General features: G+C 70.3%; 25 protein-coding genes. 11 read left to right on the top strand and 14 right to left on the bottom strand.

The genetic code is table 11. The features are described from left to right. Nucleotides 1–100 precede the first annotated feature (100 nt). From F8178_RS05485 to F8178_RS05475, 3 genes are all read right to left on the bottom strand, one after another. Nucleotides 101–1,405, bottom strand: coding sequence for an amidohydrolase (locus F8178_RS05485; RefSeq protein WP_317493561.1), 1,305 nt, complete (start codon nt 1,403–1,405; stop codon nt 101–103). Nucleotides 1,406–1,490: 85 nt separating this feature from the next. Next, a complete protein-coding gene (locus F8178_RS05480; protein ID WP_317493560.1) occupies nt 1,491–2,486 on the bottom strand; it encodes an NADPH:quinone oxidoreductase family protein in 996 nt (331 codons plus the stop codon). After that, the gene (locus F8178_RS05475; protein ID WP_317493559.1) at nt 2,486–3,241 is read right to left on the bottom strand and encodes an SDR family oxidoreductase; all 756 of its coding nucleotides are present in this window, start codon (nt 3,239–3,241) and stop codon (nt 2,486–2,488) included. Before F8178_RS05475 ends, F8178_RS05480 begins: the two co-directional genes overlap by 1 nt. A gap of 303 nt (nt 3,242–3,544) precedes the next feature. Between F8178_RS05475 and F8178_RS05470 the strand changes: the two genes are divergently transcribed. The 3 genes from F8178_RS05470 to F8178_RS05460 are packed head-to-tail and all read left to right on the top strand — an operon-like array spanning nt 3,545 to nt 6,548. Continuing rightward, a complete protein-coding gene (locus F8178_RS05470; protein ID WP_317493558.1) occupies nt 3,545–4,096 on the top strand; it encodes an ImmA/IrrE family metallo-endopeptidase in 552 nt (183 codons plus the stop codon). After that, on the top strand, nt 4,093–5,355 hold the full coding sequence (locus F8178_RS05465) for an MAB_1171c family putative transporter (protein ID WP_317493557.1): 1,263 nt from the start codon (nt 4,093–4,095) through the stop codon (nt 5,353–5,355). Before F8178_RS05470 ends, F8178_RS05465 begins: the two co-directional genes overlap by 4 nt. Beyond that, nucleotides 5,352–6,548: a cytochrome P450 gene (locus F8178_RS05460; protein WP_317493556.1), complete on the top strand. Its 1,197-nt coding sequence runs from the start codon at nt 5,352–5,354 to the stop codon at nt 6,546–6,548. Before F8178_RS05465 ends, F8178_RS05460 begins: the two co-directional genes overlap by 4 nt. Before the next feature lie 40 nt (nt 6,549–6,588). On the opposite strand, the gene F8178_RS05455 is transcribed toward F8178_RS05460, so the two are convergent. Further along, on the bottom strand, nt 6,589–7,251 hold the full coding sequence (locus F8178_RS05455; RefSeq protein ID WP_317493555.1) for an alpha/beta fold hydrolase: 663 nt from the start codon (nt 7,249–7,251) through the stop codon (nt 6,589–6,591). A gap of 356 nt (nt 7,252–7,607) precedes the next feature. Between F8178_RS05455 and F8178_RS05450 the strand changes: the two genes are divergently transcribed. Both F8178_RS05450 and F8178_RS05445 read left to right on the top strand, forming a co-directional pair. Next, entirely contained in the window at nt 7,608–8,123 is a 516-nt protein-coding gene (locus F8178_RS05450) for an NUDIX domain-containing protein (protein WP_317493554.1), read from the top strand. A 182-nt stretch (nt 8,124–8,305) separates the two neighbouring features. Further along, nucleotides 8,306–8,641 (top strand): hypothetical protein, encoded by a 336-nt coding sequence (locus F8178_RS05445; protein ID WP_317493553.1) that lies wholly within the window; start codon nt 8,306–8,308, stop codon nt 8,639–8,641. 13 nt (nt 8,642–8,654) lie between these two features. Here F8178_RS05445 and F8178_RS05440 read toward each other — a convergent pair whose 3' ends face one another. Then, complete coding sequence (locus tag F8178_RS05440; RefSeq protein ID WP_317493552.1) at nt 8,655–9,269, bottom strand: methyltransferase domain-containing protein; 615 nt, start codon at nt 9,267–9,269, stop codon at nt 8,655–8,657. Further along, the gene (locus F8178_RS05435; RefSeq protein ID WP_317493551.1) at nt 9,266–9,661 is read right to left on the bottom strand and encodes a VOC family protein; all 396 of its coding nucleotides are present in this window, start codon (nt 9,659–9,661) and stop codon (nt 9,266–9,268) included. Before F8178_RS05435 ends, F8178_RS05440 begins: the two co-directional genes overlap by 4 nt. A gap of 151 nt (nt 9,662–9,812) precedes the next feature. Between F8178_RS05435 and F8178_RS05430 the strand changes: the two genes are divergently transcribed. Next, on the top strand, nt 9,813–10,958 hold the full coding sequence (locus F8178_RS05430; protein WP_317493550.1) for an FAD/NAD(P)-binding oxidoreductase: 1,146 nt from the start codon (nt 9,813–9,815) through the stop codon (nt 10,956–10,958). Between the two features lie 45 nt (nt 10,959–11,003). Here F8178_RS05430 and F8178_RS05425 read toward each other — a convergent pair whose 3' ends face one another. Both F8178_RS05425 and F8178_RS05420 read right to left on the bottom strand, forming a co-directional pair. Continuing rightward, nucleotides 11,004–11,732 carry a PaaI family thioesterase gene (locus tag F8178_RS05425; protein ID WP_317493549.1) on the bottom strand — a complete coding sequence of 243 codons (729 nt, stop codon included), beginning with the start codon at nt 11,730–11,732 and terminating at the stop codon, nt 11,004–11,006. 305 nt (nt 11,733–12,037) lie between these two features. Further along, nucleotides 12,038–13,459 carry an NAD(P)/FAD-dependent oxidoreductase gene (locus F8178_RS05420; RefSeq protein ID WP_317493548.1) on the bottom strand — a complete coding sequence of 474 codons (1,422 nt, stop codon included), beginning with the start codon at nt 13,457–13,459 and terminating at the stop codon, nt 12,038–12,040. A 162-nt stretch (nt 13,460–13,621) separates the two neighbouring features. Here F8178_RS05420 and F8178_RS05415 point away from each other — a divergent pair, with 162 nt between their 5' ends. After that, nucleotides 13,622–13,939 carry a hypothetical protein gene (locus F8178_RS05415; protein ID WP_317493547.1) on the top strand — a complete coding sequence of 106 codons (318 nt, stop codon included), beginning with the start codon at nt 13,622–13,624 and terminating at the stop codon, nt 13,937–13,939. A 14-nt stretch (nt 13,940–13,953) separates the two neighbouring features. Here the strand turns inward: F8178_RS05415 and F8178_RS05410 are convergent, their stop codons facing one another. Then, nucleotides 13,954–14,706, bottom strand: coding sequence for a cupin domain-containing protein (locus F8178_RS05410; protein ID WP_317493546.1), 753 nt, complete (start codon nt 14,704–14,706; stop codon nt 13,954–13,956). Between the two features lie 168 nt (nt 14,707–14,874). Between F8178_RS05410 and F8178_RS05405 the strand changes: the two genes are divergently transcribed. Further along, entirely contained in the window at nt 14,875–15,120 is a 246-nt protein-coding gene (locus F8178_RS05405; RefSeq protein WP_317493545.1) for a FitA-like ribbon-helix-helix domain-containing protein, read from the top strand. Next, nucleotides 15,117–15,536 (top strand): type II toxin-antitoxin system VapC family toxin, encoded by a 420-nt coding sequence (locus tag F8178_RS05400; protein WP_317493544.1) that lies wholly within the window; start codon nt 15,117–15,119, stop codon nt 15,534–15,536. The genes F8178_RS05405 and F8178_RS05400 overlap by 4 nt, the downstream gene beginning before the upstream one ends. A 55-nt stretch (nt 15,537–15,591) precedes the next feature. Here F8178_RS05400 and F8178_RS05395 read toward each other — a convergent pair whose 3' ends face one another. The 4 genes from F8178_RS05395 to F8178_RS05380 are packed head-to-tail and all read right to left on the bottom strand — an operon-like array spanning nt 15,592 to nt 19,307. Then, the gene (locus F8178_RS05395) at nt 15,592–17,043 is read right to left on the bottom strand and encodes a cytosine permease (RefSeq protein WP_317493543.1); all 1,452 of its coding nucleotides are present in this window, start codon (nt 17,041–17,043) and stop codon (nt 15,592–15,594) included. After that, nucleotides 17,037–17,207, bottom strand: a complete 171-nt coding sequence (locus tag F8178_RS05390) for a hypothetical protein (protein ID WP_317493542.1) — start codon at nt 17,205–17,207, stop codon at nt 17,037–17,039. The genes F8178_RS05395 and F8178_RS05390 overlap by 7 nt, the downstream gene beginning before the upstream one ends. Nucleotides 17,208–17,226: 19 nt before the next feature. Further along, nucleotides 17,227–18,180 carry a nitrilase-related carbon-nitrogen hydrolase gene (locus F8178_RS05385; RefSeq protein WP_317493541.1) on the bottom strand — a complete coding sequence of 318 codons (954 nt, stop codon included), beginning with the start codon at nt 18,178–18,180 and terminating at the stop codon, nt 17,227–17,229. Further along, nucleotides 18,171–19,307: an agmatine deiminase family protein gene (locus F8178_RS05380; RefSeq protein ID WP_317493540.1), complete on the bottom strand. Its 1,137-nt coding sequence runs from the start codon at nt 19,305–19,307 to the stop codon at nt 18,171–18,173. The genes F8178_RS05385 and F8178_RS05380 overlap by 10 nt, the downstream gene beginning before the upstream one ends. Before the next feature lie 114 nt (nt 19,308–19,421). On the opposite strand from F8178_RS05380, the gene F8178_RS05375 reads away from it, so the two are divergent. Then, nucleotides 19,422–19,853 (top strand): Lrp/AsnC family transcriptional regulator, encoded by a 432-nt coding sequence (locus F8178_RS05375; RefSeq protein ID WP_317493894.1) that lies wholly within the window; start codon nt 19,422–19,424, stop codon nt 19,851–19,853. A 15-nt stretch (nt 19,854–19,868) separates the two neighbouring features. On the opposite strand, the gene F8178_RS05370 is transcribed toward F8178_RS05375, so the two are convergent. Next, complete coding sequence (locus tag F8178_RS05370; protein WP_317493539.1) at nt 19,869–21,326, bottom strand: aminobutyraldehyde dehydrogenase; 1,458 nt, start codon at nt 21,324–21,326, stop codon at nt 19,869–19,871. Nucleotides 21,327–21,564: 238 nt separating this feature from the next. Between F8178_RS05370 and F8178_RS05365 the strand changes: the two genes are divergently transcribed. Further along, nucleotides 21,565–22,005: an Lrp/AsnC family transcriptional regulator gene (locus tag F8178_RS05365; RefSeq protein WP_396345076.1), complete on the top strand. Its 441-nt coding sequence runs from the start codon at nt 21,565–21,567 to the stop codon at nt 22,003–22,005. The last annotated feature ends 208 nt before the right edge of the window (nt 22,006–22,213 follow it).

Here is a 22,213-nt window from a genome sequence, read left to right as displayed (position 1 = left end):
CACCATCGTCACTGTCTGGGCGACCGCGGTGGTCACGGATACTGGAACCATACCAACTGGTCGGTAGCTCGTCGACCTGGCTCGGCGATCAGGGGCCCACTCAGCCCGTACCCGGTTCACCGGTCGCCTGCGCGGGTGTCGCGAGCCGGTCGAGCGCGGCGACCACCAGGGCCTGCACCCCGGCGGTCAGGGTGGGTTGCTTCACCGGCGCGAACCGGGGTGAGTGGTTGGAGGGGATATCGGCATCGACCCGCCCCTCGGCAGCGGCCGCCCGGTACTCGTCCGGTTCCCAACCTCCCAGCCACCAGTAGTACAGCGGCGCCCCTGCCCTAGTGGCGAACCACCCCACGTCCTCGCTGCCGTACGTCGCGGGCGCGGCCATCAGCCGCTCCTGGCCGAGGTAGGCGCCGAAAGCGCTGTTGACGGCGGTGGCCGTGGCCTCGTCGTTGACTGTCGACGGGAACTCGCTCAACCGCACGATCTCCGGCTCGCGAGGCGACGAGGACGCCGTCGCCTCGGCCCTGGCCATCCGCCCGATCGCGGCCAGCACGCGTTCGCGCACCGCGTCGTCGAAGGTGCGCACGTTCACGGTGAGCACTGCGTGGTCGGCGATGACGTTGGGAGCTTCGCCCGCTCGCAGGGATCCGACGGTGACCACCGCCTGCTCACCGGGCGCTACCTCGCGGGCGACGATGCCCTGCAACCGCTGCACCAGGGCGGCGGCCATCACCACCGGATCGACAGTGCTCTCCGGCCGCGAACCGTGCCCTCCCGAGCCGTACATGGTGATCCGGAAACTGTCGGCGGCGGCCATGGCAAGTCCCTCGCGGTAGGCCAGCACGCCGGCGGGGAACGAGGAGACGTGCTGCCCGAGCACCACATCGGGCACGGGCACGTGCGCGTACAGGCCGTCGTCGAGCATCGCGGCCGCGCCCTTACCCTCCTCCTCGTTGGGCTGACACACGGCGACGACCGTGCCACGCCACCACTGGCGGCCCGCCGCGAGCGACTCGGCCGCCCCCAGCAGGCACGTGACGTGCACATCGTGGCCGCAGGCATGCATGACAGACACCTCACGGCCGTCGCTGCCGCGCTGCGCGCCGGTGGCCGCGTAAGGCAGGCCAGTGGCCTCCGCGACCGGCAGGGCGTCCATATCGGCGCGCAGCAATACCGTGGGGCCGTCGCCGTTGCGCAGCACACCGGCCACTCCTGTGCCGCCGAACCCGCCTGTCACCTCGTAGCCCGCGCCGCGGAGCCACCGCTGGCACGCCGCTGCCGTACGGGTCTCGGCGAAGCCGAGTTCCGGATGGCGGTGCAGGTCCTCGTAGAGGGCCTCCAACTCGGGCATCCGGCTGTCCAGCGAACGGAGGCACCCCGTTGCCACCGCCGTCGTACGTTCGTCCATTGTGGCCCCTTCAGTTCCCGGCGGTGCGCCCTGGCGGCCGACTACCCCCGGCCGCCGTCACGGAGCCTACCCGCTTGGGTCACCGTCAAGTGGGCATCGCGCCCACCAGCGCCACCCGACCCACGGTCGTGCCATCGGCCAACCGCTGCAGCCCGTCAGCCACCTCGTCGAGCCGCAACCGCTCGCTGACCAGCGGGGCAACGGAACGCTCCGCCGCGAGCGCGCTCAGGTCCTCGTGGCAGCGGCGCACCGCGCTGGGGTCCTTGCTGTTGTACAGGCCCCAGTGCAGGCCGAGGATCGAGTAGTTCTTCACCAGCGCATGGTTGAGCGCCGCCTGCTGGATCTCGCCACCGGCGAACCCGACGATCACGATGCGCCCCTCGAAGGCGATGCACTTGGTAGATCGCCGGTAAGTGTCCCCGCCGACCGGGTCGTACACCACGTCCGCGCCGCGGCCCTCGGTGACCTCCTTGACGACCGCGACGAAATCCTCGGTGTGCCGGTCGACCACCACGTCGGCGCCGAGCGCGCGTGCCACCTCCGCCTTGTCGGGGCCGCCGACCACGCCGACAACCGTGGCACCGGCGGCCTTGGCCAGCTGCACGGCCGCGCTGCCGACACCGCCCGCTGCGGCGTGCACCAGCACCGTCTCGCCCGGTCGCAGGGCCGCCCTGCGGTGCAGCGCGAACCAGCCTGTCTGGTAGGCGATGCAGAACGATGCCGCTTCGGTGTCGTCCAACCCCTCGGGGGCGGGGAAGGTCACCGCGGCCTCCATCAGTGCCTGCTCGGCATACGCACCGGAAGGCAGCGCGGCAGGGCCGATGACACGATCACCCTGGGCGAGCCCGGTCACCGCCGAGCCCACCGCGGTCACCTCACCGCACAGCTCCACGCCGGGTGTGAACGGCAGCTCGGGGCTGACCTGGTACTCGCCGCGGCACAGCAGCACGTCCGGGAAGTTGCCGGCGGCAGCCCGCACGCGCACCTGGACCTGGTTCGGTCCCGGTTCCGGCACCGCCACGTCCTCGAGCTGCATCACCTCAGCAGGCTCGCCGAGCCGGGAAACCCGCCACGCGCGCATCACATACCTCCCGTCAGCGTCACGCCCCCGTCGAGCACCACTGTCTGACCGGTGAGCCAGGAGGCATCGGCCGACAGCAGGAAGGCGACCGCGCTACCCACGTCGGATGGCACACCCAACCTGCCTGCCGGGTAGGCGGCGGCGACCTCCTCCTCCCTGTCCTCGTAGAGCGCGCTGGCGAAAGCCGTCTTCACCACCGCGGGCGCCACCGCGTTCACCCGGATACCGGGACCGAGCTCCACCGCCAGCTCGGCGGTCAGGTGCGACAGCATCGCCTTGCTCGCCCCGTAGAACCCGATGCCGGGGGCGGGCTTGAGGCCTGCCACCGATGAAACGTTGACGACCGCGCCGCCGTGCTCGCCCAGGTACGCGCGATGAGCCTGCTGCGTCCAGGACAGCGCCGACAGGCAGTTCACTTCCACGATCTTGCGCGCGGCCGCGAGATCGAGCTCGATCAGCGGCCCGTACACCGGGTTGATTCCCGCGTTGTTGACCAGGAGATCGAGGCTGCCGAACTCTGCGATGGTGCGCTCGACCGCCTCGGCCTGGTGGTCGGTGTCGTCGCTCTTACCTGCCACCGCGATCGCCCGCTCGGGCCCGCCGAGCTGCTCCACCGCCTCGTCGAGGGCCTGCTGGTTGCGCGCGGTGACGCACACCCTGGCGCCCTCGGATACCAGCCGCTCCGCGATACCGAGCCCGATGCCCCTGCTCGCACCGGTGATCACCGCGACCTTCCCGTCGAACCTGCCTGTCATGACCGTCCCTTCCACCGCGGTACGCCGAGACGCATACTAAGCGGTTGCTTATTCACCCGCGAATGATCAGCGTCCCCCGCTCCCTCGTCGCCGGTCAACACGCCACCCATCACAAGGTGTGTGATACAGCACACAACACCGTATGCCACATCGTGCTCGGCCCCGAAGGCTATGCCCGATCTGTGACACCCGGCACCGGATACCGGAATTCGGGTGCGCCTACCGGCCCGGTGTGATGGACTCGTTTCCGGTTCCCCTGCGCCCCGGACGAGCCAGCATCGACCAGCCGTAAGGACCGCGACCATGATGCGCCGGAAGGACAGCCCCTCGCAGCGCCGCCGCCAGCGATGCGAGCAGCGTGTGCGCGAGCTCGACCTTCCGGAACGTACCCGGCTCACATTGCAGCAGGTGATCGACCGGGTCAGCCACCGGAGGGGACGCGCGATCCGCCTCGTGCCCATGGAGATCACCGCAGCCGTGGAAGGCCTGTGGGTCTCCTCCTCCGATGAGGACTACATCGTGGTCGAATCCCGCCTCACCCCAGTTCACCGTCACCAGGTGGCGCTGCACGAGCTCGGCCACATCATCTGCGGCCACGAAGGGACCCCGGAGAGCATCGTCGACACCTCCCGCGCCTTGCTGCCCGCTCTGGATCCGGGACATGTGCGGCGCGTGCTCGGCCGTGAGCACGCCGATTCCGACGCCGAGCTCGAAGCCGAGCTCGTGGGCTCACTGCTTGGCCAGCGTATCGCCTCGTGGACCAGCACGCGGCGCTACGACGTGCCGCCGCGGGCGCGCGAGCTCGCTGCCCGGCTGTCGGCGCTCATGGAACACCGGGAGCCCGGCCCCTCATGACCGTCGCGCTGTACACGCTGTGCACCGGCCTGACGGGCGTCGCGCTGTTGTACCGGATGCGGGCGCTGCGTACGGACCGCTCGCCCGCCCAGCTCGCGCTCACCGGGGTGTTCTTCTTCGCGCTGTGCATCTGGGTGGTGCTGCTACCCGGCCTGTGGGACGCGCTCGGCGACCTCGCTGGCCTGCCCAACCTGTCCGGGCTGCTGTCGCATATCGCGGTCATGCTCGTCACCGCCTGCCAGCAGCTGGTACTGCTGCACCTGCGCCACGACACCGACCTCGCTTGGCGCAAGGCGACGCCTCGGCTGCTGGCGATCGGTGTCGTGATCGTGGTGATAGTCGGCCTGTTCCTCAGGGCGGTCGACCGGCTGGGCGAGCACCCTACCGACTTCGCCATCGCCACCGCGGCGGGCAACCCCGCCTACCTCAGCGTGTACCTGGCCGCGTTCGCCGTGGGGCAGGCCGAAGTCGCCCGCCTGTGCTGGCGTTACCGTGCGGTCGCTCCGACGGTGTGGCTACGCCGCAGCCTCGGACTCATCGTCGTCACCATCGGCGTGCTGTGGATCTACATCCTCGGCAGGCTCGCCGCTATCGTGGCGGGGTTCTTCGGGGTGAGCGGGCACGCGTGGGAACCGGTGACGCTGATCGCCGTGGTGGTGGGCAGCACGACGCACCTGTTCGCCTGGCTGCTGCCCGACCTGGGGCCGCAGCTGTCCCGGCTGGCCGCGGCCCTCGCCCGGCCTCGTGCCTACCGCGAATTGCTGCCGCTGCACCACGAGCTCACCACGCACGTACCCTCGGTCGTGCTCAGGGCAGCCGAGCAGGACACGGCGGGCGCACCCGAGGTCGCCGTCTACCGCGACCCGCGGGCCGACCTCCGGCTTCGTCTCTACCGGTTGATCATCGAGATCCGCGACGCCCAATGGGCGCTGCGCACGTGGATGTCCCCTGAGGCGGCCGATGCCGCGGAACGCGCCGCCGACGAGCACGCGCTGCGCGGGCACGACCGCCAGGCCGCTATCGAGGCCGCGATGCTCGACGCCGCGCTGCGCGCCAGACAGAGCGGCGAGCGGCCGCACTGTCACGTCGACAGCCCCCAGCTCGCCGAACCCGAGGATCTCGCCGCCGAGCTGGCGTACCAGCGCAGGCTGGCGCGGCACTTCCGGCGCCGCCGCACCGCTGCCCTGCCGGTACCGTCGCAGGTGCCAGCCGGGGCGCAGCCGAGCGGCGACGCGACCGCCGTCGAGGAGCCGACGTGACCGACCAGCACGATACCGACGGTGTTCCGATGCCGTTCGACACGACCTACCTCGCCGACCCCCATGCCGCGCTGGCCCGGCTGCGCGAGGTCGAGCCGGTGACCCGCGTGCGGGTACCCGACGGCTCCCCTGCCTGGCTGGTCACCAGGGACGCGGAGGTGCGGGCCGCGCTCACCGATCCGCGGCTGGCGCTCAACAAGGCGCACTCCGACGGCGGTTACGCCGGGTTCGCGTTACCGCCCGCGCTGGATGCCAACCTGCTCAACCGGGACGGCCAAGACCACGCGCGGCTGCGTAGGCTGGCGGCGGGCGCGTTCGGCCCGCGACGTGTCGAGGCGCTGCACGGGCGGGTCCGCGAGGTGGCGGAGTCCCTGGCCGACCCCCTGGCAGCGCGGGGCGGGGGCGACCTGATCGCCGACTACGCGGCACCGCTGCCGCTGACGGTGATCGGTGAGCTGCTCGGCGTACCGCAGGCGCAGCGCGACCATTTCGCCGCGCAGACCCGCGTCATGCTCGCGCCCACCGACCGCGAGCAGCTAGCCGGCGCGGTCGCCGGCATCCACCGGCTGCTGCTCGAACTGATCGCACGCAGGCGCGACGAGCCCGGTGAGGACCTGCTGTCGGCCTGGATCGGCGCACGGGACCGGGACGACCGGCTCGACGAGGACGAGCTGGTGTCGCTGGCCTTCCTGGTCCTGTGGGCCGGGATCGAGAACGTCACCCACCTGATCGGCAACGGCACGCTCGCGCTGCTGCGCGATCCCGAACTCACCGCCGCGGTCCGTGCCGATCCAGGGATGCTCGCCGACGTGGTGGAGGAGCTGCTGCGGCTGGTGCACCCGAACACGCTGGCCATCCGCAGGTTCGCCACGTGCGATCTGGAACTCGGCGGCGCCCGCATCCGGCACGGCGAGACGGTGCTGCTGGCGCTGGCCTCGGCCAACCGCGACCCCGACCGCTTCACCGACCCGGACCGGATCGACCCGCGACGCGCAGGCGCCGAGCACCTGGCCTTCGGTCACGGACCGCACTACTGCCTCGGTGCGGGTCTGGCACGGCTGGAGCTGCACATCGCGTTCGACACGCTGCTGCGGCAGCTGCCCGGCCTGCGGCTGGCCGTGCCAGAAACCGAGCTGCGGCGCCGCGCCTCGTTCCGCTCCCACGATCTGGAGTCGCTGCCGGTGTCGGTGTGATCCGGCTCCGGGCACGGGTGGGGCGACCGCGCACCGGCGCTCAGGAGAACCAGTCGACGATCTCGTCGATGAACGCCCGGTTCCACGACTCCTCGGTGAGCGAGTGGGTCGCGCCCGCGAGCACGCGGTGCGTGACGTGCCGCGCGGTGCCGAGGTAGCCCTGGATCGCATCCTGGGAGATCACCTCGTCACGTTCGCCTTCCAGCACCATCGTGTGCCCGTCGAAGCCCCGCAGCGCGCGCAACGCAGGTGCGGCGTCGAGCAGCTGGCTGAGGTGCTGCCTGCTCGGTTCCGGCCCGTCGGTGTCGACGTACAGCGCGGGCGCGCGCAACAGCAGCCGATCCACGGGACGGTCGGCCACCAGCAGGCACGTCAGGTAGGCCCCGTAGCTGGCCGCGCAGACACCGATCCGCTCGATGCCCGGCGCCTCGGCGAGGGCGTCGTAGGCGGCTGTCACGTCCCGCAGGTGGTCCTCGCGCGTCAGCGCGAGCAGCTCGCCGGGGCTGTCGCCGTGGCCGCGCAGGTCGAACACCAGGCAGGTGTGGCCGGTGCGCCGGGCGACATCGGTGGCGCGGCGGAGGTAGCTCTGGCGCGAGCTGCCGTAGCCGTGCACCATCAGCACGCTGTAGCCGCCGCGGCGCACCCCGCCTTCCGGCTCGACGAGATCCGCGGCCAGTTCCTGGTCTCCCGAGGTGATACGCATGCGTTCCATGGTGGCCGAGGGCGAGCTGCGACGAGAGCGCGGGAGCCGCCACACGATGTGGGCACGCTCCAGCGGCTCACCGAACTCGCCGAGTACGAGTCGGACAGTCCCCTGCGCAACATTCAACCGGAATCGACGACCGCGTCGTCAGAACACGGTCGGCTCCGGCTCGGGGCGTGTGGCCGCCGTGCCGGGGTCGGCCGTGAGCAGCGGCATGGTCGCGGTCAGCTCATGTCCCCAGCCAGGGGACACGGCGCTGGTTCCGATGGCCCCTTGGCCAGGGCGGTGACACGAACCGCGTCGCTGTGTCGGTCGATGTCAAGGGTGGCCACAGGCATCGGTTTAGGCTGGGCCGGGTGATTGACCAGTTGACCGTGGACGCGGCGGTCGCCGATGCTCGCCTTGCCGCGATGGAGTTCGATGACGCTCAGGCGTGGCTACGCGCCCATCAGACGCTGATGGAGCCGCTCGCGGCCGAGGTTTGGGTGACCGACCCGACGTTCAGCTGCGTCCTGCTCGTGCGGCACCGCGTGCGTGGATGGGTACCGCCTGGCGGCACGGTCGAGCCGGGCGAGACGCCGCGGGCGGCTGCGGCCCGTGAACTCGTGGAGGAGGCTGGCGTAGCGGGCGAGCTGCTGCCTGTGCCGGCGGCGGTGGCTGTTCGCTCCTTCCGTGCCGACTGGGCGCCGACGCTGAGCCTGTCCTACGGCGCCGTCGTCGGCCGTAACGTGCCGCTCAGCGGGGAGGCCGGACAGCCGGCGACGTGGATCGACCTGAGCGAGACGTGGGAGAGCGTGTTCCCCGAGGACCGCGAACGTATCCGCACGTACGTGCGCCGATTGGCAGCGGGGAACGTCGTCGGGGCGAGCTGAGCCCCGACGACGGTGCGCGTAGTGCTGGAGCTGGTGTGGGCGCAGCCATCGGGGGTGCGCACCTCGTGGGCAGAAGGTCGGATCGGTCCAGACGTTTGAGCCCGGTAGTTCCACCACTGATGACCCACGCGGTCGCTGGCCGGTCGGCGGCGGTGGTTGGGTCGCCATGCAGTCAGCAGCAGGTGAAGCGAGATGACGGTCAGGCCGACCTCCTCAGCGACCTCGATGTGGGCGGCTTGCTCGCGCCCTCCGTGCTAGTCGACATGACCGGCGACCGGTGCGATCACCGTCGGCGGCTGCTCCTGCATGAGCTTCACCCGAACGACGGCGGATCGACCCGGCTGTGGGACGCGATCGAAGCGGCGTACCACACGTTGGCGGAACTCGGCCGACCGCGGCGGGAACGCTTCGGGCTGACCGCCCACAACGGCACACACGCCGTAAGGCTCGACACGCGGGACGGCGAGCATCGCTGGGACCTGGGCAGGACCGGCGCGCTTCCGGATCGACCGGCGTGACCCGCCGCCCCGGTCACGATCGGCGCGCCAGCAGCAGGCTCGCCCGCTGGCGCCCGCTGCCGTGGGCGCGCTGGTCGAGCACCATGAACCCGGCAGGCAGGCGGCGGCCCAGCTCGCCGTGCTCCACCCGGTACGGGCGCCGCTCCTCGCCCGCCGCGCACGCCAGCGCCTCCCATGCCAGCAGCCCGCCGGGTGCCACCGCGACACAGCCCGCGTCGAACGCCGCGCGGTCCCAGTAGCGGGTCGCCAGCACCAGCGCGTAGTGGTGACGTGGTGGGGTGTAGCAGGACACGTCGGCGAGCACGCACCGGATGCGCCCGTCGAGCTCGCGGCGGCGCGCCTGGCGCCACAGCTGCGCGAGCGCGTGATCGGCGACGTCCACCGCGGTGATCTCACGTCCCTTCGCGGCCAGCGCCAGCGCGCTGCCGGACCGGCCGCAGGCCAGCTCCAGCACCGGACCCGCCGGTATCCCCACGTCGAGGGCCTCGGCCACCAGCGGGTGCGGCGCGAAGTCCGGTTCCGCCTCGGTGTACCGCTGGTTCCACCGCAGCCTGTCGGGGTGGTCGACCAGCTCCGGCGGCACGAGCGGCGGTCCGGCACCGGCCGATTGCTCGCCCGCGCCGTTCATCGTTGCCGCGCGAGCTTCTGGGCGAACTCGACCACGTTGCCTTCGGGATCGGCGATGTGCAGCGTCCGCTCGCGCCACGGCCGGTCCACCGGGCCGGACAGGATCTCCGCGCCACGCCGCCGCAGCCGCTCGGCCCAGCCGTCCACGTCGTCGACGAGAAAGCCGATCTCACCGCACGGCGGGCTGCCTGCCTCGCGGCCGATCAGCTCGCCGAGGCCTGCCTGCTCGAACAGCGCGAACTTGGTGTTGTCCATGGCGAACTCGACGTAGCCGTCACCCTCCAAGCGGACCTCGAGGCCGACCATGTCGCGGTAGAACGCGACCGAGCGCTCCAGCGACCGCACGTACCAGATCACGTAGTCGATGCGCGGATCCCGGATGTCCCGTCCCACGTCGGACCCTCCTTCTCGCGCGAACACGGCTGCCGGCGGCTCCTGTCCAGGCTAGTCCAGCTCCGTCGTGCTCGCGCGCCCATGCCCGGCGGCCGGTGACGCGAGCTGGTACGGTCACGCCACCGGAACGCGCGATTACCGGAGGTGACCGATGGCTCGTGTGCTGGTGCTCGGTGGCGGGTTCGGCGGCCTCGCCTCGGCTGCCGAGTTGCGGCGCACGCTTCCCGCCGAGGACGAGATCACGGTGGTGGCGAGCAGCGACCGGTTCTTCGTCGGATTCGCCAAGCTGTGGGACCTCGCGGGCATCCGCCCGCTCGCCGAGGGCAGCCGTTCGCTGGAGAATCTACGGCGCCACGGCATCGAGTTCCACCACGCCGAGATCACCCACATCGACGCCGCCACCCGCACGGTGGAGACCACCGAGGGAACCCTCACCGGGGACGGGATGATCGTGGCGCTGGGCGCAGGCTACCGCCCGGACCACACCGCGATGCTCGGTGCGCCGGCCTACAACCTCTACGACGCCGCCGAGCTGCCCGGCATCCGTGGCTCGCTGGAACAGCTGGACAGCGGCCGGGTGCTGGTGAGCATCCTCGGCGCGCCGTACCCGTGCCCGCCCGCCCCGTACGAGGCGGCGTTGCTGGTGGATGAGTGGCTGCGGGCGCGCGGCAGGCGGGACCAGGTGGATGTCGCGGTGAGCACCCCACAGCCCCTCACCCTGCCGGTGGCGGGTCCGGACGCCAGCGGCTATCTCGCCGACCGGCTCGCCGAGCGTGACGTGACCGTGCTGACCGAGCACGAGGTTCAGGACATCGACCACGACACCCGCACGGCCACCTTCACCGACGGCACCAGCGTCTCCTGGCAGCTGCTGCTCGGGGTGCCCGCCGCCGCGCCGCCTGTGGTCGTGGCCGAGAGCGGACTGGCGGAGCCGTCCGGCTGGATCCACCCGAGCAGGCATTCGTTCGCCACCGGCGCGGAGCGGGTGTACGCGGTCGGGGACTGCACCGCGGTGCCGACCGCGGCGGCGCAGCTTCCCAAGGCCGGGGTGTTCGCCGAGGCGGCGGGCACGGTGGCGGCCACGAACCTCGCCGCCGACCTGCACGGCGGAGATCGGGCGTCGTTCGACGGCCAGGGGTACTGTTTCCTCGAACTTCCCGGACAGCAGGTCGCGACCGTACGCGGCAACTTCTACAGCGAACCGAAGCCGGACGTGCGGCTCACCCCGCCGGACCACGAGAGCTTCCTCGCCAAGCAACGGTGGGAGACCGAACGGCTCGAGTCCTGGCTCGGCTGAGTCGCGGCCCGGTCGGCACGGTCCGGTCGGCACGGTCCGGTCGGCTCAGCCGCGCTCGCCCGCGCTGCCTGCCGTGTCGAACATGCTGGGGAACATGTGCCGCGCCTGGTCCGGGTCGATCCGCAGGAACCGCGCCTCGGCGGCGACCAGCTCCACGTCAGGTTCGGCCACGGTGGTGATCCCACCCTCGGTGATGGTCCGGTTGCCGTCCACCTCGGTGGCACGCGCCCAGATCCGCAGCGGCACCTCCAGCGGCACCGGTCTGCGGTATCGCACCGACAGGTGGGTGGTCATACCCCTGTTGTCCACCGCAGCCGCGGCGTGACCGAGTGCCTGATCCACCCAGAGCGCGCTCATACCGCCGTGGCTGCACGCGGGCGGCCCCTCGTGCGCGGCGCCGAGCGTGCACTGCCCCTCGACATAGGCACCGTCGACCTCGAACCGGATCGGGGGTGCGAGCGGATGTCCCTTGCCGATCACCGGGTTGTACATGCGCACGCCGCCCTGGAAATCGTCCACCGAAGCGGGCTCGGACACCTCCCGCCGCCGCTGGCGCAGCGCGCGCGCCAGCTCGGCGGCCTCAGCCGCCACCCGCCGGAGCTCCTCGGGCGCGACCTCGGTGAGCATCGCTGCTTCGGTGAGCTCCCGCAGCCTGCTGCCCAGCTCGGCGACGGCTGCCCTGCGCTCGCCGAGGTCCTCGGCATCGGCGGTCGTGGCCCGCTCGGCGACCTCGCCTCCCGGCACACCCCGCCCCGACGAACCGGAACTCTCCACAGCGCCTCCTCGCGATAGAACCCGTTCTACTGTGCCACGACGGCGCCGACCGACCATGCGGTTGGTGATCGGTGCCACATGCTCGTCGCGCAACGCACAGTGTCGGTGCCAACACGTAAGGTGCCGAGCGCCGCCGGACCGGGGAGTTCTCCCTCCGGCGGCCGCCCGGTCATCTGATGCGAGCACAGGAGGAGGCAGACGTCGTAACCGAACCGAACGAGCGGAGTACCGCCGTCAACGACGCGGCCATCGACGGCCCACCGCGGTACGGACTGAGGTCCGGTCGTGAACAGCGGCGGTCCGCCTCAGACGTCGCGCCGGTAACGGCGCAGCGCCGCGTGGGCGGCGTTGAAGCCGCACATGCCGTGGACTCCGGGGCCGGGTGGTGTCGCGGCCGAACACAGATACACGCCCGGCACGCCGGTCATATAGGGGTCCACCGCCATTCGAGGCCGCATGACGGCCTGCACCGGGGAGTTGGCGCCGGTGGCGATGTCGCCGCCGACGTAGTTGGTGTTGTAACGCGGCATCTCGGTCGTCGAGCGCACGAACATCCCCACGATGCGCTCGCGAAGGCCGGGGGCGAACCGTTCCACCTGTCGCAGGACCGCCTCGGTAGCATCACCCCGGTAACCGTGCGGCACATGCGCATAGGTCCACACCGGATGGATATCGCCCGCCGAGCGCCGCGGATCCGCGAGGTACTGCTGCGCCACCAGCACGAAAGGGCGTTCCGGCATGATCCCCTTGTGGATCTGCCGCTCGGCGTGGTCGATCTCCTCGATGGTGCCGCCGACGTGTATCGTCCCTGCCCGGCGGCAGAGCTCGTTGCGCCACGGCACGCCACCCTCCACGGCCAGGTCCACCTTGTACGCGCCGGGGCCGTAGCGGTAACGGGTGTAGGCGCGGCGTACCCGTGCGGGTAGACGGTCGCCGAGGATCTCGGCTGCCGCGGTCGGTGACACGTCGAGCAGAACCACCTCGGCGGGGGGCAGGTCGTCGTACGAGCTCACCCGTCGACCGGTCACCACGACGCCGCCGGACTCCTTCAGCACCGCTACCAGCGCATCGACGATCGTCTGCGACCCACCGCGTGCCACCGGCCACCCGTAGCGGTGGCCCGCCGCGGTCAGCATCACTCCGATGGCCGAGGTCAACGGCCGGTTCAACGGGTAGAACGCGTGCGCGGCGATGCCTGCGAACAACGCGCGCGCCTCGTCAGTGCGCCACAGCCGTGCCAGAGCGGTGGCGGGCGGCAGCGCCCTCATGCCGAACCGCGCCAGCGTCACCGGGTGACGCGGTACGTGCATCGCCGGTCGCAGCAGATCCTCGGCCAGCGCGTCGAATGCCCGTGACGGGCCCTCGAACACCCTTCGCCACGCACGCCCGTCCACGCCGAGACCCCGAGCGGTCTCGTCGATCGAGCGCATCAGCACACCGACACCGCCGGAGTCCAGGGGGTGGGCCAGGTCGATCTCGGGCCACAACCACTCCACCCCGAAGCGCTCCAGCTCGAGGGCACGCAAGAACGGTGAACCACACGCGAAGGGATGCACCGCCGAGCACTGGTCGTGTAGCAGACCCGGTTCGGTCAGCTCCGTGGACCGGGCACCACCACCGATCTCGGATTCGGCCTCGAGCACCGTCACCCGCATCCCCTGCCGTGCCAGCGCGACGGCGCCTGCCAACCCGTTCGGGCCGGATCCTACGACGACGGCATCAGTCACACCGCTCCCCCGGCCCGTTCATCAACTGCTGCGACACCCCTTCACGGTACAAGCCGAAAGCGCGGCGAGCAGCGCCATGACCCGCGTGGCCCGAGGGCACCGGACACGTGCGGCCACCGGTAGCCTGATCTCGCTCGCGATCACGAACGACGAGGGAACGACATGATCATCCAGCGCGGGTGGGGCATCCTCGTGGTGCCGATCGCAGTGCTGATCTCCGTACCGGCGGGTCTGGGAACCAGGGCCGCACTCGGGCCGAGCTTCGCCGCGTTCGGTGTGGCCAGCGGCCTCGCGGCGAGCGCTCTCGCGGTGTACTTCCTCGGCCAGCACCTCAACGAGCCGCGATCCAGCGACCACCGGCAACCGAACAGGCCGGGCACCGGTCGCGACGAACACATCCTGCTCTCGCTGCCGATGCAACACTGGGGTTTCGTGCTGCTGGCGGCCAGCGCACTGGTCCTGGTGGTCCGGCTGGTGTAGCGGCCGGAACCCCGCTACTCGTCGAGCATCTCGAAGTCGGTGAAGTCGAATCCCGGGCAGACGACGCAGCTGACCAGGACCTCGCCGTGCGCGATCGCACGCTGCCAGGTGCCTGCCCGCACCAGCGCCTGCGGGGTCGTAGCGCCACCCCGGCCCGCCAGCCGCGTGACGCGACCATCCTCGCCGGTCTCCAGGTCGAGCTCGCCGGGACCGTGCCAGAACCAGAGCTCGTCCGAGCTCACCCGGTGCCAGCGCGACTGCCTGCCATCGGCCAGCAGGTACAGGATCGCGGTGGCGGCCACCCGCTCGCCACCGCTGGTATCCAGCGCGTGCTCGCTCGTCCAGCTCCGCCGGTACCACCCGCCCTCGGGATGCGGCAGCAGACCCAGCTCCGTGGCGAACGCCGGGCGCATCTCGATGTCAAGAAAGCCGCCGTCGAGGGCGCGGCGCGCGTGCGACAGCCCGACCACGGCCGAGCGCTCGATCGGCCCGTACAGGTGGGGGAACCGCACGGAGGGATCCACCCCCGGTGGTGGGGCCGGGGCGGCTTCCTCGTACACCACCGGTGACGAGCTCGCCGCCGTGTCGATCTCCAGCACGACGAACTGCCCCTCCGCGTCGCGGTAGAGGTGGTTGGCCACCGCGAGCAGCGTGTCCTCGTCGCCGGTGCAGTGCACGAACCCCTCGGTGTCCAGCGAGGCCGGGTGGATCAGCTCACCGGCCGCCTCGTAGTCGGCCAGCGGCATGAGATGCAGAACCACGGACATGCCGAGATCGTACGGGGCAGAGTGCCAATGGCTCGCGTCACACCGGTAGCCCCGGGGCGAGTTCGCCGGAGCGGGAAACCTGCCTGGGCACGGTAGTCGATCACCGTGGCCTACTGCCAGCCCAAATGCTGGCATTGCTGTCATCGATAGCAATGCAAGGTGTGCGATATGGCGACATTGACCATCCGAGACGTCGACGACGACCTGAAAGACAAGCTGCGCGTTCGCGCCGCGCGACACGGTCGTTCTATGGAGGCCGAGGTCCGCTCGATCGTCCGCGCCGCGCTCACCAAGCAGCACCCGGAGGCCGGGATGGGAAACAGGATCCGGCGACGGTTCGCGGATGTGCCTGACGCCGAGATCGACGTGCCGTCACGTGCGGAACGCCCCAGGGCCGCGGAGCTTCCCGAATGATCGTGCTCGACACCAACGTGATCTCCGAGCTCATGCGGCGCGAACCGGAGCCTGCGGTGCTCACGTGGCTGGACCACCATCCCGCCGATGACGTGTTCATCACCGCTGTGACGGAGGCCGAGGTTCGTTTCGGCCTCGCCCGACTGCCGGAGGGGCACCGCAAGGAGCTGCTCACCGCGCGGTTCGACGAACTCGTGGCGGAGGATTTCGAGGGCCAGGTACTGGTATTCGACAGTCGCGCGGCGACGCTCTACGCGGACATCGTGGTGCGGCGTGATCAGCTCGGCCGCCCGATCAACATGGCCGACGCCCAGATCGCGGCGATCTGCAGGGTACACAACGCACGCCTGGTGACCCGCAACACCAAAGCCGTCACCGACACCGGTGTCGACGTCATCGATCCATGGCAGCGCTGAGCCGAACACCGCCCGCTCTCCGACACGGCATGTCGCATCCGTGGACACGGGGCACTCAAACCCTGGACACGACGTCCTCCGGGGGGCGGTAACCGCCCTTACCTGCCCGGCGCACCCACAGCACGGTCAGCGCCAGGTGCACGACAGCCGTGACCACAAAGGACGGCATCGACGCGGTGAGGTACCGGAAAGCGGCAGCGGACTCGAAGGTGATGGGGTCCAGCAGCAGGTAGTAGGTCGCCGCGCCCGCTGCGATCGCGGCGAACGCGGCCGGGTTGATGCCGCGCCAGAACGTGTAGCAGGAAGCGCCGTCCGGTTCGTAGAGCTGGCGAATGCGCAGTTTCCTGCGGCGTAGCAGGAAGAAGTCGGTGAGGTACACCGCGGTCAGCGGCGCCATCACCAGACCGATCCAAGCCATGAACTTGAAGAACTGGTCGAGCACCCCCGGCCGGAACGCCACCAGCGCCGCCGGGAGGTACATCAGCGCCACGAACAGCGGCCATGGAATGCGCCGGACCGCCGAGCCGCCCGCCCGGATCAGAGCCAGTCCCTCGGCGTAGGTCTGCGAGACGATACTGGTGATGTTGGCGAACGCGATGAACAGCAGCGCCAGCACGCCGAGCGCGACCCCGCCGATGGGGATCATCCACACCGTCGGGTCCTCCGACTCCACGGTCAGCGCAGCCAGCGTACCGACCATGCCCGCCACCACGGTGGCCGCGAACAGCCCGAGCATGTTGGGCCAGAAGGCGCTGCGCTGGTTGGTGGTCAGCCGTGCCAGGTTGCCCATCATGGTCCACCAGGAGAAGCCGGTGGCGAAGCTCAGCTCCAGCGCCGCGGCGAAGTTCAACCGGTCGTCGGCGTAGGCATCCAGCGGCTGCGCCGCGGTGAACTCGCTCCAGGAGTGGCTACCGAGCAACAGCACCAGCATCAGCACGGTGATCACCGCCAGTACCGGGGCCACGAGCTTGCTCACCCAGGCGATCGACATCGGCCCGCGCGCGAGGATGCCCCACGAGGCCACCAGCGCCAGCAGCGACATGACGATCACCATCGGGCCGCTGGGGTCGAACTCCACCCCGAGCGCGGCACCGGCCACGTTGGTCAGCGCGCGCCCCACCATGATGGCCAGCACGGCGTTCCAGCCGGCCAGCGACAGCGGGATCAGCACGGCGATCACGATGCGCACGCCGTTGAGGCCGAACACCGAGCGCAGCGCGGTGTACTGCTCCAGCCCGTACTTCGCCGACGGCAGGCAGGTCGCCAGCGCGACCAGCGCCACGCCGATCAGGTTGCCGATCACCGTCGCCGCGATCGCTGTCTTCACCCCGGCGAACAGCGCGATCGCACCGCCGGTGAGGAATGCCCAGGTGGCGATGGCGACGCCGACATTGACCGACGTGAACTTCCAGAAGCCCCAGATCCGCTCGCCGGGCAGCACCGGAAGCTCGGTGTACTCCCCGGCGACCGAGGAGTCGCGCTTGGGATCCGCGGCCGCCTTCACCATGGGTACCCCCAGGCGAACATCACGACGATCAGCACGAGGCTCGCCACGGCCAGCCACGCGAGCTCGCGCCCGGGCATGTCCTCACGCGCGGGATCGGTGTACTCGGGATCCTCGATGATCTCCAATCGCCGGTCCAGTTCCCGGCGGAATTCCGTAGCGTCCATATCGGCTCCAAGCAGGGGGTCAGCGGCGCCCGGTCAGCACGCCGTAGGTATCGGGGCGCCTGGTGGCAAGGAAGGGGAACAGGTCGAGCCAGTCACGGCGCTGATCCAGCTCCAGCGGGGCCACCAGCACGGCATCGGCATCACGCGGAGCCGAGACCAGCACCCGGCCGTAGGGGTCGGAGATGAACGACGAGCCGTAGAAGGTCAGCATCCCCTCGTCACCCCACCGGTTGGGCACCACCATGAAGGTGCCGTTGGCGATGCCGTTGCCGACGATGACCTGCCGCCACAGCGGCTGGGTGTCGAACTCCGGGTGGTCCGGTTCTGAGCCGATCGCGGTGGGATACACCAGCACCTCGGCCCCGCGCAGCGAGTACGCCCGCGCGACCTCCGGGAACCACTGGTCCCAGCAGGTGGGCAGGCCGAAGCGCGCGGCCGGCTCCCTGCCGGTTCCCGGCAGCTCGACCACCGGGTACGGCTCGGGCTCAGCGGGTCCGCCGCGGAAGTAGTGGTCCTCGTAGTAGCCGGCACTGATCGGGATGTGCAGCTTGCGCGTCCTGCCGAGCAGGGTGCCGTCCGGAGCGACGAGGATGGCGGTGTTGTAGCCCCGCCCGTCGGGCCCGTCCGGACCGTCGGCGCGCTCGAACAGCGAGGCGTGCACCGCGGCCCCGGCATCGGCAGCGGCTTTGGCCGCGAAGGTGTAGGTGGGACCGGTTTCCAGGTCCTCCGCTGTGGCAGCCGCGTCCCCCTCCGGGCGGGTGTCGGCCGGGTAACGCGACAGCGTGAGTTCCGGCAGGCACACCACCTGCGCGCCTGCCTCGGCGGCAGTGTGGATACCCTCGGCGAGCACGTGTCGGTGCTCCTCGGGGTCGGCATGCCAGCGGGTCTGCACCAGGCCCACGACCAGCCGCTCGCGGTCGGGTTGGTGCACCCTGGCCGGGGAGTCGGGAACCTCTGCCGTGATCAATCGCATGACTGCTCTCCTTGCTGTGTTCCTGGCTGGGTGGCTGGCTCGGAGCGGGCAGGCTGTTGCTGCGTGATGCAGTGGACGCCGCCGCCGAACGCGAACAGGGTGCGCGACGTGTTCCCCGGGATCGGCTCGATCACCCTGTCCGGGTAGGCACGGCGCAGCACCTCGGCGGCGCGCTCGTCGTGCGGATCGTCGAAGGTTGGCAGCAGCACCACGCCGTTGGCCACGTAGTGGTTGATGTAGGAGTAGTCGGTGGGCCGCCCGTCGGGTTCGTACCCGGCGCGCGGCGCGGGAAGCTCCACCACGTCCAGGTTCCTGCCCGCCGCGTCGGTCGCGACCCGCAGCAGCGCGGCGGCCTCCGCCGAGACCTCGTGATCGGGGTGCTCCGGATCGTGTTGGGTGTGCACCGCCACGAGGCCGGGCGCCAGGAAACACGCCAGCAGATCGACGTGCCCGCGCGTGCCGAACCGGTCGTAGTCGCGGGTGAGCCCGCGCGGCAACCACACGGCCGTGGAGGTGCCGAGTTTGCTGTGCAGCTCGGCCTCCACCTCGGTGCGGGTCCAGCCCGGGTTCCGGCGGGGGTCGAGCTGCACGGTGTCGGTGAGCAGCACCGTACCCTCGCCGTCGGTGCAGAACCCGCCGCCCTCGGTGACCAGCAGGGACGGCCGTACCCGGTGCCCGGCCAACTCGGCAAGCCGCCCGCCGAGCAGCGCGTCGTAGGTCCAGCTCGCCCACGGCTGCGCACCCCAGCCGTTGAAGATCCAGTCGACCGCGGCGAGTCCCGTCGGTGAGGAGAGGTCGGTCACGAAGGTCGGGCCGGAATCGCGCAGCCACGCGTCGTCGAGCGGCACCTCGACGACATCCACCTCGCCGGGCACCAGATCACGCGCCTGCCGCACCTGCCCGGTTCCCGCCAGCAAGGTGACCGGTTCGTAGCGCACCAGGGTGGCGGCTACTCGCGCCCACGCCTCCCGTGCCGCGGCCAGCGACGCCGTGCCCTCCGCGCCGAAGGTCTCGTTCGGGCAGGGAAACGCCATCCAGGTGCGCTCGTGTACCGCCCACTCGGCGGGCATTCCTCCCGCCAGCGGGCCAGGATGGGCCGCCGCGTTGACCGCGGGCCCGGTGCCCACGACATCCCCGGTTTGACGGGGATCCGGGTGCCACATGCTCACTCTCCCTACAATGATCGCGTGGTCAGCCAGAATTCCTCTGCTCACGCCGCGGGCTCGTCGCTGCTGGACGACATGGCCAAGCGGATCATCGAGCAGCTGCAGCAGGACGGGCGGCGTTCCTACGGGGCCATCGGCAAAGCCGTCGGCCTGTCCGAGGCCGCGGTACGGCAGCGCGTGCAGCGGCTCACCGAGGCCGGGGTGATCCAGATCGTCGCGGTCACCGACCCCATGCAGGTGGGGCTGTTCCGGCAGGCCATGCTCGCCATCAACGTCGACGGGCCGTTGGAACCGGTCGCCGACACGCTGGCGGCCATGGACGCGGTGGACTACGTGGTGATCTGCACCGGCCGGTTCGACGTGCTGTGCGAGGTGGTCTGCGCCGATGACGAACACCTGCTCGACCTGGTCTCCAACCGAATCCGCACGTTGGAGGGCGTGCGGCACGTCGAGACGCTGACCTACCTCAAACTCCGCAAGCAGACCTACCAGTGGGGAACCCGCTGAACCGGCCTGTCCGCCTCACCCGCTGATGTCGCTCATGACGTGCTTGACCCTGGTGTAGTCCTCCAATCCGTACATCGACAGATCCTTGCCGTAGCCGGACTTGCCGAACCCGCCGTGCGGCATCTCGGCGATCAGCGGGATGTGGGTGTTGATCCACACGCAGCCGAAGTCCAGCCGCTTGGACATCCGCAGTGCCCGGCCGTGGTCGCTGGTCCACACCGAGGACGCCAGTCCGTAGTCGACGGCGTTGGCCAGCCGCACCGCCTCGTCCTCGCCGGTGAACCGCTGTACGGTCAGTACCGGGCCGAACACCTCCTGCTGGATGATCTCGTCGTCCTGCCGTAGCCCGGAGATGACGGTCGGCGCGTAGAAGTAGCCGCGATCACCCACCCTGGATCCTCCATGGTGGACGGTGGCGTGGCCGGGGAGGCGATCCACGAAACCGGCGACCTTGTCCAGCTGTGCTGCCGAGTTCAGCGGCCCGTAGGCGGCGTCCGGGTTGTCCGGCCCTGCGGTCACGGTGTTCGCTGCCTGCTCGGCCAGGGCAGCCACGAGCTCGTCGTGCACCGCGTCAGCGGCCAGCACCCTGGTGGCGGCGGTGCAGTCCTGCCCGGCGTTGAAGTAGCCCGCCTCGGCGATGGCCTGCGCGGCTGCCGGGATGTCGGCGTCGTCGAAGACCACAACCGGAGCCTTGCCGCCCAGCTCGAGGTGTACGCGCTTGAGGTCGGCGGCGGCGGCCTCGGCGACCTCGATGCCCGCGCGTACCGATCCGGTGATGGAGACCATGTCCGGCGTGTCGTGGGTGACCAGCAACCTGCCGGTGTCGCGGTCACCGCAGACCACGTTGAGCACGCCCGGCGGCAGGAACTCCGCGGCGACCTCGGCGAGCAGCACCGTCGTGGCAGGCGTGGTGTCCGAGGGCTTGAGCACCACGGTGTTGCCTGCCGCCAGCGCGGGAGCGACCTTCCAGATCGCCATCAGCAGCGGGTAGTTCCACGGCGTGACCTGGGCGCACACCCCGACCGGTTCGCGGCGCACGAAGGAGGTCAACCCGTCCATGTACTCGCCTGCCGCCTTGCCCTCGAGTACTCGCGCGGCACCGGCGAAGAACCGGAGGTGGTCGAGCACCATGGTCAGTTCCTCGTCGCGGGTGGGGGCGAGCGGTTTGCCGGTGTTCTCCGACTCGGTCGCCACGATCTCCTCGCCACGGGCTTCCAGCGCGTCAGCCAACTGCAGCAGGGCGCGCTGCCGTGCGGCCGGTGTGGCGTCACGCCACTGCTCGAAGGCGCCCGCAGCGGCCGCGAACGAGGCGTCCACATCGGCCTGCCCTGCCAGCGCAGAGGTCGCGTACACCTCACCGGTCACCGGGTTGATCACGTCCAGCGTGCGGCCGTCCGCGGATTCGACGCGCCTGCCGCCGATGACATGGTGGAAGGCCTTCTTCTGGCTGAGCTGGTGGTTCGCTTCTGGCATCTCTCGTCCTCACGCAAGACCGTCTCGACTGGTTCGGCACTGCCGTCTCGTGTGAGGCATGGAACATCACCAAATCAGTCGTGTCAATAGGTTATTGATACTAATTCCGTCGCACACATAATGATAAGCAGCGTAATCAGAAGCCCAGGCCCGCGTCGTGTCACTTGTCAGCCGGCCAGCAGTCGGCCATGATGCCCCGGTGCACTCCAACAACAAGTCCGCGCCGCGCCACGACGCGCTGGACGACACCGCGAAACTGATCATCGAGCAGCTCCAGCAGGACGGTCGCCGGTCCTACGGCGCGATCGGGGCCAGCGTGGGGCTGTCCGAGGCAGCCGTACGGCAGCGCGTGCAGCGGCTGACCCAGGCGGGTGTCATGCAGATCGTCGCGGTCACCGATCCCATGCAGGTAGGGCTGTTCCGGCAGGCCATGCTCGGCCTGAAGATCACCGGAGCGCTCGAACCCGTCGCCGAGACGCTGGCGACGATGGACGAGATCGACTACGTGGTGATGTGTTCCGGCCGGTTCGACCTGCTCTGCGAGGTGGTCTGCACCGACGACGCGCACTTGCTCGACACGGTCTCGCGTCACATCCGGTCGATCGAGGCCGTCCGCGAGGTCGAGACGATGGTGTACCTGAAGCTGCACAAGCAGTCGTATCAGTGGGGAACTCGATAGATAGCCACTAATTTAGTTGCATATACCCTTGTCTTGTGCGATAAACGTAGCACGCAACCGTACGGACCACGTCCCGACGAGACATCGCACGAGGCAATCATGAGCACGAGCAGCGACGCTGAGACCACCGGACAGACCAGGGCCGCAGGCAGCGAGACCGGCGGTGATCCCGGCACCGCGCAGCGGCTGGCCACCTCCGCCAGGGAAC

This window comes from Haloechinothrix sp. LS1_15 (genome assembly GCF_033042135.1).
Taxonomy (GTDB): domain Bacteria; phylum Actinomycetota; class Actinomycetes; order Mycobacteriales; family Pseudonocardiaceae; genus Haloechinothrix.
Note: the sequence above shows the minus strand (reverse complement) of the source record. Positions and strands in the feature narration are given on the sequence as shown.

Coding starts and splice junctions, on each gene's coding strand:
- F8178_RS05485 (WP_317493561.1), bottom strand. CDS start 1,405: ATGGACGAACGTACGACGGCGGTGGCAACGGGGTGCCTCCGTTCGCTG.
- F8178_RS05480 (WP_317493560.1), bottom strand. CDS start 2,486: ATGCGCGCGTGGCGGGTTTCCCGGCTCGGCGAGCCTGCTGAGGTGATG.
- F8178_RS05475 (WP_317493559.1), bottom strand. CDS start 3,241: ATGACAGGCAGGTTCGACGGGAAGGTCGCGGTGATCACCGGTGCGAGC.
- F8178_RS05470 (WP_317493558.1), top strand. CDS start 3,545: ATGATGCGCCGGAAGGACAGCCCCTCGCAGCGCCGCCGCCAGCGATGC.
- F8178_RS05465 (WP_317493557.1), top strand. CDS start 4,093: ATGACCGTCGCGCTGTACACGCTGTGCACCGGCCTGACGGGCGTCGCG.
- F8178_RS05455 (WP_317493555.1), bottom strand. CDS start 7,251: ATGCGTATCACCTCGGGAGACCAGGAACTGGCCGCGGATCTCGTCGAG.
- F8178_RS05440 (WP_317493552.1), bottom strand. CDS start 9,269: ATGAACGGCGCGGGCGAGCAATCGGCCGGTGCCGGACCGCCGCTCGTG.
- F8178_RS05430 (WP_317493550.1), top strand. CDS start 9,813: ATGGCTCGTGTGCTGGTGCTCGGTGGCGGGTTCGGCGGCCTCGCCTCG.
- F8178_RS05415 (WP_317493547.1), top strand. CDS start 13,622: ATGATCATCCAGCGCGGGTGGGGCATCCTCGTGGTGCCGATCGCAGTG.
- F8178_RS05410 (WP_317493546.1), bottom strand. CDS start 14,706: ATGTCCGTGGTTCTGCATCTCATGCCGCTGGCCGACTACGAGGCGGCC.
- F8178_RS05405 (WP_317493545.1), top strand. CDS start 14,875: ATGGCGACATTGACCATCCGAGACGTCGACGACGACCTGAAAGACAAG.
- F8178_RS05400 (WP_317493544.1), top strand. CDS start 15,117: ATGATCGTGCTCGACACCAACGTGATCTCCGAGCTCATGCGGCGCGAA.
- F8178_RS05395 (WP_317493543.1), bottom strand. CDS start 17,043: ATGGTGAAGGCGGCCGCGGATCCCAAGCGCGACTCCTCGGTCGCCGGG.
- F8178_RS05390 (WP_317493542.1), bottom strand. CDS start 17,207: ATGGACGCTACGGAATTCCGCCGGGAACTGGACCGGCGATTGGAGATC.
- F8178_RS05385 (WP_317493541.1), bottom strand. CDS start 18,180: ATGCGATTGATCACGGCAGAGGTTCCCGACTCCCCGGCCAGGGTGCAC.
- F8178_RS05375 (WP_317493894.1), top strand. CDS start 19,422: ATGGCCAAGCGGATCATCGAGCAGCTGCAGCAGGACGGGCGGCGTTCC.
- F8178_RS05370 (WP_317493539.1), bottom strand. CDS start 21,326: ATGCCAGAAGCGAACCACCAGCTCAGCCAGAAGAAGGCCTTCCACCAT.